The organism is Serratia sp. H1w, assembly GCF_000633355.1.
In the GTDB taxonomy this organism is placed as follows: Bacteria; Pseudomonadota; Gammaproteobacteria; order Enterobacterales; family Enterobacteriaceae; genus Chania.
The window spans coordinates 1-9639 of record NZ_AYMQ01000022.1; the positions used below are offsets into that span (position 1 = coordinate 1).

Annotated in this window: 8 protein-coding genes; 4 read left to right on the top strand and 4 right to left on the bottom strand. The window is 48.0% G+C overall.

The window, feature by feature from the left end:
• Positions 1 to 392 precede the first annotated feature (392 nt).
• From U869_RS0104135 to U869_RS0104150, 4 genes are all read left to right on the top strand, one after another.
• A complete protein-coding gene (locus U869_RS0104135) occupies positions 393 to 1022 on the top strand; it encodes a winged helix-turn-helix transcriptional regulator (protein ID WP_025123405.1) in 630 nt (209 codons plus the stop codon).
• 123 nt (positions 1023 to 1145) lie between these two features.
• Positions 1146 to 1727 carry an outer membrane beta-barrel protein gene (locus U869_RS0104140; RefSeq protein WP_025123404.1) on the top strand — a complete coding sequence of 194 codons (582 nt, stop codon included), beginning with the start codon at positions 1146 to 1148 and terminating at the stop codon, positions 1725 to 1727.
• Between the two features lie 311 nt (positions 1728 to 2038).
• Positions 2039 to 2491 (top strand): hypothetical protein, encoded by a 453-nt coding sequence (locus U869_RS0104145; RefSeq protein ID WP_029988354.1) that lies wholly within the window; start codon positions 2039 to 2041, stop codon positions 2489 to 2491.
• The gene (locus U869_RS0104150; RefSeq protein ID WP_051588712.1) at positions 2481 to 4808 is read left to right on the top strand and encodes a PAS domain-containing hybrid sensor histidine kinase/response regulator; all 2328 of its coding nucleotides are present in this window, start codon (positions 2481 to 2483) and stop codon (positions 4806 to 4808) included. Before U869_RS0104145 ends, U869_RS0104150 begins: the two co-directional genes overlap by 11 nt.
• 73 nt (positions 4809 to 4881) lie before the next feature.
• Here the strand turns inward: U869_RS0104150 and U869_RS0104155 are convergent, their stop codons facing one another.
• From U869_RS0104155 to U869_RS0104170, 4 genes are all read right to left on the bottom strand, one after another.
• The gene (locus tag U869_RS0104155) at positions 4882 to 5322 is read right to left on the bottom strand and encodes an ATP-binding protein (RefSeq protein ID WP_025123403.1); all 441 of its coding nucleotides are present in this window, start codon (positions 5320 to 5322) and stop codon (positions 4882 to 4884) included.
• Positions 5323 to 5350: 28 nt separating this feature from the next.
• A complete protein-coding gene (locus U869_RS0104160) occupies positions 5351 to 5689 on the bottom strand; it encodes an STAS domain-containing protein (RefSeq protein ID WP_025123402.1) in 339 nt (112 codons plus the stop codon).
• Positions 5690 to 5701: 12 nt separating this feature from the next.
• Positions 5702 to 6994: a PP2C family protein-serine/threonine phosphatase gene (locus U869_RS0104165; protein WP_232785322.1), complete on the bottom strand. Its 1293-nt coding sequence runs from the start codon at positions 6992 to 6994 to the stop codon at positions 5702 to 5704.
• A gap of 82 nt (positions 6995 to 7076) precedes the next feature.
• On the bottom strand, positions 7077 to 9518 hold the full coding sequence (locus U869_RS0104170; protein WP_051588711.1) for a glycogen/starch/alpha-glucan phosphorylase: 2442 nt from the start codon (positions 9516 to 9518) through the stop codon (positions 7077 to 7079).
• Between the last annotated feature and the right edge of the window lie 121 nt (positions 9519 to 9639).

Genomic DNA, 9639 nt, shown 5'->3' on the forward strand with positions numbered 1-9639 from the left:
CAGTATTAGTTGACCACTACATAGTGTCGAGGACGAGCACGGTAATCAAATTGTGGCACGTTCGGTCCCCTCTCCCTGTGGGAGAGGGTTAGGGTGAGGGGAACAAGGCACGCTAGCTAGAGTCGATCCCGTATCCAGGTAGCCCGTTTACGGGCCGTAAGTAATCCATAAATACAAATGTCAGATCGCATGCGCCCACAAGGCCGTTTCTTGCTTTCTGAATATCTCCCCCCCTCCTCCTTCGCAATGAAAGCCCGATCAAGGCAAAAAATTCACACTGGAACTAGGCCCTTGTGCACGCTTGAGTTCACTTGAATAGTGAGCTGTAAATTTTTACGAACATCCTATCGCACACTATAATCGGGTTGACTGCTAACAATCTGGGGGTTGCTATGCAAATTGTACCGCCTATTCGTCCTGAGCAAAGTATTCAGCGTTTGCTAGCGCTGCTTACCCCCATTGCTGAAAAAATCAATGTTGTGCCACGTAAACGTATAACGTGGACTCATAAAAACGAACCACAACTGTACCTGTTTCTCGAAGGTGAGCTATCCATCCTTCGGGCGTCTGATGGCCTGCTCATTGTTACCTTCTACGAACCACATCTGTTCGGCATTGCCGAAATGATCCAACCGGTACGTGGGCACCAGTTGCGTGCGGAAACGGCATCAACCATCCTGAGCGTGAACGCAAGAACAGCGATGGATATTTTTCGTCAACATACGATTTGGGAGGATGTCACCGCGTTATTATCGTACCATATGGCTTATCTTTTCTATCGCGATGCGCTACTGGTGCAACAGAGCAACTATTCGGTGATACGCAATCATCTACAGGAGATGGGCCTACTGCCAGAAGAGACGCGGATGCGGGTGACTATTCTAGAATATATTCAGGATCGTACTCTGCTCTCACGCAGCAGTATATTAAATGTATTATCGGCGTTAAAATCCGGTAATTACATTGCCTTTAAACGTGGCGGTTACCTTATCGAAATAAATCATTTGCCGGAGCGTTTTTAACACTCATTTTTTGTCCAAAATTAAATAATAAAACGATTATCAACGACGTTTCTATCACCTATTGTAGACCCACCAAATCGCTATGTTTCAATTATTCGACAATGGGTCGACAATAGGACTGTTATGAAGAAGATACTGATTACATTAATCATTGCCAACGCATTAACCGCTTCCACTGCATTTGCCGCCGCAGAGGTGGGTTCCTGGTACCCGGGGTCAAAATTTGGCTGGTCGCATTACGGTGATTCTGACTCAAATCAACCCGTTGATTATGAGCGTAATAATGTTGGCGGCGGCATTTATGCTGGCTATCAGATTAACCCATGGTTGGCCGTCGAAGGTGGCTATGATTATCTAGGCAATATGCAGATGAAGGGCCATCTCGGCACATCCGATTCGCAAATGAAAAGCCAGGGGCTGCAGCTTTCACTGAAAGCCAGCTACGGCCTGACCAATGACTGGGATCTGTATGGTCGCGCCGGTGTGATGGGCTACCGCGCGGAATCTGACGTGAGGGGCCAGAATAACTTTGATACCGGCGTGCGCCCAGTGCTGGCGGTAGGTACCGAATACGCCTTTAATGATAATTGGTCAGGTCGCCTGGAATACCAATGGGTAAGCAATGTCGGTAACCAGAATCAGATTGGCGTCAGCAGCGATATCAGCTCGGTGATGGCTGGAGTTAGCTACCGCTTCGGGCAGTAAAACTGCCGTGGTGATGAGAGCCCCCATGATATGGGCTAAACCTATAATGTTGGAAAGTTTACATTAATAAGCGGAAAACAGGATCTGAGTTCGGTAATTCTTCTGACTCAGATCTTTCGACTCTAAACTAATATGCTCGTGACTCAGCTATCTTCAGAATGCCAACTGTAGTTGTGCATTCTATCCTTCCTTGCGCTTCACTTGGTATTAACTAGACTATTTAAGGCTAAGGTCGTAGCGATAATGCCCTATCGTATCGGGAAAATCAGGGCTATACCAGACATTAGGTAAGTATTGGAAGAGAGCATACCGTGAGTACCAACTATGAAGCGTTGTTCAATAACAGTTACGATCGGATCACCGCCAAAGATCAGGGTGACCTGTTTTTCTCTCATTTCTACCGGTTGTTCGTTGAAAGCACGCAAGTACTGAACATTCAGCCCACGCCCGAACACCAGCAAGCGCAGCAAAAAATCATCTACAAATCCTTTTTCTATATGCTCTCGGTTGCTACAACCCACATTGTTGCTGACTATCTGGAACACGTAGCGCGGGAACAGAGCTCCCAGGGGTTAAATCTGCCCGCGTCTGTTTTTGCCTACTGGCGGCGAGCAGTGTTGCAAACGGTACGGGATCTCGATCCGTTATGCGATGAAGAAGTCCTCACTGCATGGGCGATTTTTATGGCTCCGGGATTAGAGTTCATGCGACGGCAGGCAGAGTTGCATCATGACGTCGTTCAAGGCGAGAAAAATGAACGCTAACCGTGGTACGGTGCCAAATAGTCATTTTATTTTGGCGGCGGAAAACTCACGTATCGGCATCTGGGATTGGGAATGTACCCAAGATCTGTGGCAGGTTAACGACGCCTTGTTATTACTGTTAGGAGTTAACCGGGAGAGTGATGAATTCTCCTCATCGCTTTGGCAGCAGGTCATTCATCCCGATGACTTACCGCTGATCCTGCGCTGCCTCCATCAAGCCAATAATGCGGTATTACCCGTTTTTGCCTGTGAAGTGCGCGTCAGACACAGTGATGGCGACGAACACTGGGTACTGATCCAAGGGCAAATCATTAGCGTCGGCATTAAAGGGGAAGTACAGAGAGTTATTGGTACACTGCAAGACATCACAGAGAGGAAGGAAGCGGAAGCCTCATCCCAGCAGGCCGTTGCATTAGCCCACGCAGCTAATCAGGCCAAGAGTGAGTTTCTGGCCAATATGAGCCATGAAATTCGCACGCCGATGAATGGTATTCTGGGCATGTCCCAACTGTGCCTGGAAACCAATCTAAATAAAGAACAACGCGATTACATCAATATGGTGTACTCGTCAGCCCGAGCATTGCTAAAGATCATCGACGATATTCTCGACTTTTCAAAAATAGAAGCAGGAAAAATTAGCCTGGAATTTGAAGATTTTTCCCTGCGCCAGCTAATACATGAAATTACCCGCCCCTTGATGCCTAAGTTTTCCGAAAAAGGAATTGAGTTACTGGTAGACATTCATCCTGATGTGCCAACCATTCTGCACAGCGATGCCCTGCGTTTACGGCAAATCGTGACCAATCTGATTGGCAATGCCCTTAAGTTTACACATACTGGTGAAGTCGTGTTACAGATTGCGCCTTCACTCTCTGCGCCTAATAGTCTGACGTTCAGTATTATCGACACAGGGATCGGTATTGCCGAAGATAAGCAGAGCGTTATTTTTGAATCCTTCAGCCAGGCGGATAGTTCAACCACCCGCAAATACGGCGGCACCGGTTTAGGATTGACCATCTCAGCACGCCTGGTGGCCATGATGGGCGGCAAATTGCAGGTTTCCAGTCAACCAGGCCACGGTAGCAACTTTTATTTCTCTTTGCCTGTTAGCCCCTCACCTATCCGTACGGTAATCACGTTGCCTGCCAATTTGGCAGGGATGAGCGTCTTGGTGGTGGACGATAACGAAACCAACCTACGACTATTGTTTGATATGCTGCGAAATGCCGGGCTTAAGCCTCAGATGGCCAACTCGGGTCAGGCAGCATTGGCGTTAATGGGAGCAGGCCAGCGTTTTCCGCTCATTCTGCTGGATTCGCAAATGCCGGAGATGGACGGTATGGCGCTTGCTCTGGAGATCATGTCAACGCCAGAGTTACGTCAAAGTAAATTGATTATGCTCAGTTCTATGGGCAACCGGATAGATACTGGCGTTCTGAGAAAAGTCGGCGTTTCAAGTTTTTTAACCAAGCCTATCGATACCAACGAGTTACTCGAGACCATCATCACCACCTTTATTCCACAAGCAGTGGTCGATTCTGAGCCAGAGACTGCGACAGCGGCTCGGGTTACGAGCAATGGAAGACACATTTTGGTAGCGGAAGATAATCTGATCAATCAACAATTGGCGATCAATTTTATCCGCAAGTTAGGTCATACCTGCGACGTAGTGGGCAATGGTAAACTGGCATTACAAAAGTTGCAGCAAGACCGTTACGATCTGGTTTTAATGGACCTGCAAATGCCCGAAATGGATGGGATAGAAGCGGTACAACACTTTCGCGCGGGTGAACAACAGCAACCAGATCAGCATTTGCCCATTATTGCCATGACCGCACATGCCATGAAAGGCGATCGTGAGAGATGTCTGGCTCAGGGATTCGACGGCTATATCAGTAAACCCATTCTGTTGGACAATCTTGCCAACGAGATCCAGCAAGCGCTTGGCATGACTCAGGCCAGCCCAGAGGAAGCGATCTTTGACTACACACGATCGCTGGGGCAGTTAGGTGATGACAAAGCGTTATTTAATGAACTGGTGACAATCTTTTTAGAAGAACTCCCCTCCTTGGCAAGCACGCTGCATGACGCCATAGAGAAACAAGATTTCGAAGCCATTCGGCGTAGCGCTCACCAGCTAAAAGGAGAGTGCCTCCACTTTGCTTGTCAGTTGTTAGAAAGCAGACTGGGCAATATAGAACAGGCCGCGGTAATAGGTGATCTGGCTGAGATTACGGCTCAATATCGCGACGTGGATGAATTGTGCCAGCGACTTCAGACCGCCCTCACCGCAGCAATAGAGACCACTGCCGACTAAATAGCTATACCCGATCCGCCGTATGCAACTTCGTGGGTACTGCATGCGGCGCTCTTGCAGATGCAGATGTTTGCTACGCAAGATCCTTGATCAACGTTAATTGATTGCAGCCATTGACTGTTTCATACAGCACCCTGTCCATCACCGACTGGATCAATATCAGCCCCATCCCACCCTCGGGCCAACTGGCTTGATTAAGAGGGTCGGGAGTAAGATCTGGCGGCTGCAGCCATTGACGCAGAATATCATCCGGGATCGCCAAACCAGGATCCGAGAGCGTTAATGTCAGGCGATGACCATCATGGTGCATGGTAATAATGACATTCTGTGTATCATCATAATTCACCGCATGCCTGACAATATTGGTAAAAGCTTCACTCGAGGCCAAATCAAGCTGATAAACCAGAGCAGGATCCAGCGAAAACGGTTTAACAAAATCATACAGCTCGTTACTCAGTTTCTCGAGACTGTCCAATGATGCCGGTAAACACAGCATAGTATTGGCACTTGCCATATGACATCCTCTCGGTGGCTGGCCAGACTCAGCGAGTCATGATCTGCAATGCCTCACTACGGTCGCTACCGATTGTGAAAATCCGATCCATACGCGTGAGCTTGAACATATTCTGGATATTGTTGTTCAAGGCGCAAAGCGCCAAATCCCCACGGCCACTTAAAGTCTTGAGTATAGAAACCAGCGCACCAAGGCAACTACTGTCGATAAACTCGACATGGCTGAAATCCAGCAGAATGCTGTTTTTACCCTGTTGGATAAAAGACAATATTTCCTGCTTGAAAATCACGACCACCGACGCATCAAGACGACGGACCAGAGGAGCAATAATCTCAACACCACTCTCAGACTGGATCTCAAAGTTCATAACGACTCCTTTTCATAATGTGGTAAAAGTTGCTACGCCGATACGCTCTACAGCCATCAGCGAAATATCATCCGCAAAGGGCTGAGGCGCTATTACATGCGGTTTTTGCGCAGATTCATCTTCATTACAGCGCCAGGCGTTCAGCACATTTTCTACTTTGGCAAATACCTGATGTTTAGCCAAACGTCGGCTCTGCCCCAGCAATTCCTGTAATCGCTGTTCACCGTAGAGTTCCTGACGGGGGCCTTCACATTCAACGATCCCGTCGCTGTAAAGATAGAGCCGATCTCCGATCCCGAGGCTGAAGTCGCTGTCCTGATATTCTGCCTCCTCGAACAGCCCTACCGGCATCCCTCCGCAACCAACGGACGATAATTCGCCATCTGCGCGTATGATAAATGGTGTTGGATGCCCAGCTTGGCAAAGAGTGCCTTTGCCGTTACCAATATCAATGACGCCATAAATCAGCGTGTAATAGCTGGTAACCTGCTCATTATCCAGGCAAAAACGCTGGTTCAGCTCCCCTACCACCCGATGAGGCGCCACAGGAAGCCTCTCTCCATCAGCCGTATGCTCCAGTAACAGATTGCTATTGATTCGACCTACCATAAACTCACGTGAAACAGCCAGAGAAAGCATGGCTGCACTCACGCCATGCCCGGCAACGTCAACGCTAAAGAAAGCGATGTGGTGCTCCCCCAAGGGGAAATAGTTTAATAAATCCCCAGATACATAGGCCGAGGGTAAAAACATCCAGTCAAATTCAAACCCGGCCAACAACAAATTATGAGCAGGCAAGAAACTGTGCTGCAACTTGGCCGCCACCTGTAGGTCGGATTCTATTTGTTGGTAAGCATAAGTCAGTTTTTCATTACGTGCTGCTAACGTGCTTTCGAGCGACAACACGCGTTCTGCCGCGTGTAACCTGGCACGAAGTTGGCTTTGATTAACAGGTTTGGATAAAAAGTCATCGGCCCCTGCCGCCATCCCCGTCAATAGATCCTCAAGAGACTGCCGGGCCGTCACTAAAATAACATAAATGTAATGGCCAAAATCGCTGCTGCGGATAGTCTGGCACAGAGCAACTCCGTCCATAACCGGCATTTCCCAGTCGCTGATAACGATATGGATCGACTGTTGGGTCAACTTTTGCAGCGCCTGTTGGCCATCTTCGGCCTCACAGACATCAAATCCCCATTTAGCCAAGGCCACCGCCATCAAATGACGATAACTTTTTGAATCATCTACAATCAGCACAGTCACCTGAAGCGCCTCCATCGGGTGACCATGGGTAAGCGGTTCCATATGTCATGATCCTTTTGTCTCGACAGGCCATGTTCAACTCAGGTTACAGAGCCCCTGGCAAAGATCCACCAGGGGTGCCACATTAGCAAGGGATCCCCCAGATTTCATTGGCATAGCCCTTGATAGTTCGATCGCTTGAAAACTCCCCCATACCAGCAATATTCAACAGCGCCCGTTGATGCCACAACTGCGGTTGGGAAAAATCATGCAACGCCTGATGTTGGGCAAGACGATAACTTTCAAAGTCCAGCAAATGGCAATAGTGATCGCCTTCCGTCAGCAGACGATAAATCGGTTGAAACAGCGACTTATCCAGATTAAAGCGACCTGAGACCAAAGCATCGACGGCTTCTCTGATTGTCGGATTACTGTGGTAAATCTGATGATGGGACCCCGCCTGTCGAAGTGTGTTGATTTCGACCGCATCCGCACCAAACAGATAAAAATTCTCGGCCCCCACTGCATCACGAATTTCAATATTGGCACCATCCAGAGTACCGATGGTCAAGGCCCCGTTCATGGCAAACTTCATGTTACTGGTGCCCGAAGCCTCGGTGCCGGCAGTTGATATCTGCTCTGAGAGGTCGGTTGCAGGAATGATATGCTCAGCTAACGAGACCTTATAATCCTCCAGGAACAGCACGTTGAGTTGCCCTTTAGCACGTGGGTCGTTATTAACCGTTCTCGCCACCTCATTAATCAGTTGGATAATCAGTTTAGCCATGGCATAGCCTGGCGCGGCTTTACCAGAGAACACATGGACCTTTGGTTGTGCCAGAGACTTGCCAGTCTCAACAATCGCCAAATACAGGTGTATGACGTGCAGAATATTCAACAACTGCCTTTTGTACTCATGGATGCGTTTCACCTGACTATCAAACAGGGCTGCCGGATCGACTTTTATTCCTTGCTGTGTAGCGATAAGCCTACAAAGCGCCTGCTTGTTATGATGTTTGATGCCTTGAATTTCCTCCAGGATCCCACTGTCCTTGGCCAGTTTTTTCAGTTGCTGTAATTTATCAAGATCGGTCACCCAACCAGGCCCCAACTGGCGGGACAAAAATTCCGCCAGCTTCGGGTTAGCTTGCTGGATCCAGCGTCTTGGCGTTACGCCATTTGTCTGGTTAGTGAATTTTTCCGGGGTGATCAAATAAAAATGGGGAACCAACTGCTGTTTAATCAGTTCGGAGTGCAATTTAGCCACACCATTCACCTTATGGCTGCCAACGATGGCCAAGTTAGCCATACGGATTTTTTTCTCTGCCCCCTCTTCAAACAGTGATAGTGACGCCAGTAATTCTGGTTTTTCTGGCCACTTCTGAGCGACTTCAGCAAGGAACCGATGGTTGATTTCATAAATAATCTGCAGGTGACGCGGCAACAACTTCTCAAACAGGGCTACAGGCCAGGTTTCTAACGCTTCAGGCATCAGCGTATGGTTGGTAAACGCGCAAGTCTTTTGTGTGATACTCCAAGCCAGCTGCCAGTCCAGACGATATTCATCTACCAGCGTGCGCATCATCTCAACGATGGCCAAAGCCGGATGGGTATCATTCAACTGGATGGCTACCGCATCGGGCAATGCACTGATATCGTCCGAGCGTTGAGCATATTCTTGCAGGATATCCCGTAAGGTACAGGCAACCAGAAAATACTCTTGCGTCAGACGTAATTCCTTACCGGACTGAATTTCATCAGCCGGGTAAAGTATTTTAGAGATATTTTCCGAGGCTATTTTCTGGCTAACCGCACGCAGATAATCACCACGGTTAAATATATGAACGTCAAATGAATCTGAGGCACTGGCGCTGTATAGACGCAGTTTATTTACCGTATTACCGCCATAACCGGTGATGAAATAGTCATGTGGTACACCAACAATGACCTTCCAATCCATCCACATAGGATTGTAGTTGCCATCGATATCCTCGCTCTCCTCTATGTGACCCCCGATAGGGATCAACATCAGTTGCGAGGGATGGTCGATCAGCCAGGGGGAATGGGCACTGTGCCAGTCATCTGGCTGCTCAACCTGCTTACCATTTTGAATGGACTGTTTAAACAACCCATACTCATATTTGATACCGTGGCCTGAAGCAGCTATATCCAGCGTGGCCATTGAGTCGATGAAGCATGCGGCCAGTCGACCTAATCCGCCATTCCCCAACGCAGCATCAGGTTCTTGGGCGCTAATAGTATCAAAATCAAAACCTAACTCACTTACGGCTTGTTTAGCGCAAGGCAGTAATCCTAGATTCATCAAGTTATTACATAACGACTGGCCAAGTAAAAACTCCATCGACAAATAATAGAGCCGCTTAGGCTTTGCCTCATGTTGGCAATGTTTGGTTTTGAAGTAACTATCCAGTTGGTAATCTCGTAGGACCAGGGCCAACGCATTAAAGATATCAGCAGGCATGGCGTCCTTAATTTCCAAGCATAAATCGCACCTCAACTTACTGATTAAAATGTTCTTTATTTCTTCGACTCCAGGTATTTCAACACGCGTTTGTTTATTCTTCATGTTAATCCCTATGAAATTCGTCTACCCGAGACCTTAACTCGGATACGAGAAAATAATAACGTTCAAACATCTCTCAAAGTGTAGACGGTTTTTCGGTGACTAAATAGCTGCGCGGAATAGT

Bases quoted from the DNA above. Each gene is read 5' to 3' on its own strand.
- U869_RS0104135 (WP_025123405.1), top strand. From the start codon at position 393: ATGCAAATTGTACCGCCTATTCGTCCTGAGCAAAGTATTCAGCGTTTG.
- U869_RS0104140 (WP_025123404.1), top strand. From the start codon at position 1,146: ATGAAGAAGATACTGATTACATTAATCATTGCCAACGCATTAACCGCT.
- U869_RS0104150 (WP_051588712.1), top strand. From the start codon at position 2,481: ATGAACGCTAACCGTGGTACGGTGCCAAATAGTCATTTTATTTTGGCG.
- U869_RS0104155 (WP_025123403.1), bottom strand. From the start codon at position 5,322: ATGGCAAGTGCCAATACTATGCTGTGTTTACCGGCATCATTGGACAGT.
- U869_RS0104160 (WP_025123402.1), bottom strand. From the start codon at position 5,689: ATGAACTTTGAGATCCAGTCTGAGAGTGGTGTTGAGATTATTGCTCCT.
- U869_RS0104165 (WP_232785322.1), bottom strand. From the start codon at position 6,994: ATGGAACCGCTTACCCATGGTCACCCGATGGAGGCGCTTCAGGTGACT.
- U869_RS0104170 (WP_051588711.1), bottom strand. From the start codon at position 9,518: ATGAAGAATAAACAAACGCGTGTTGAAATACCTGGAGTCGAAGAAATA.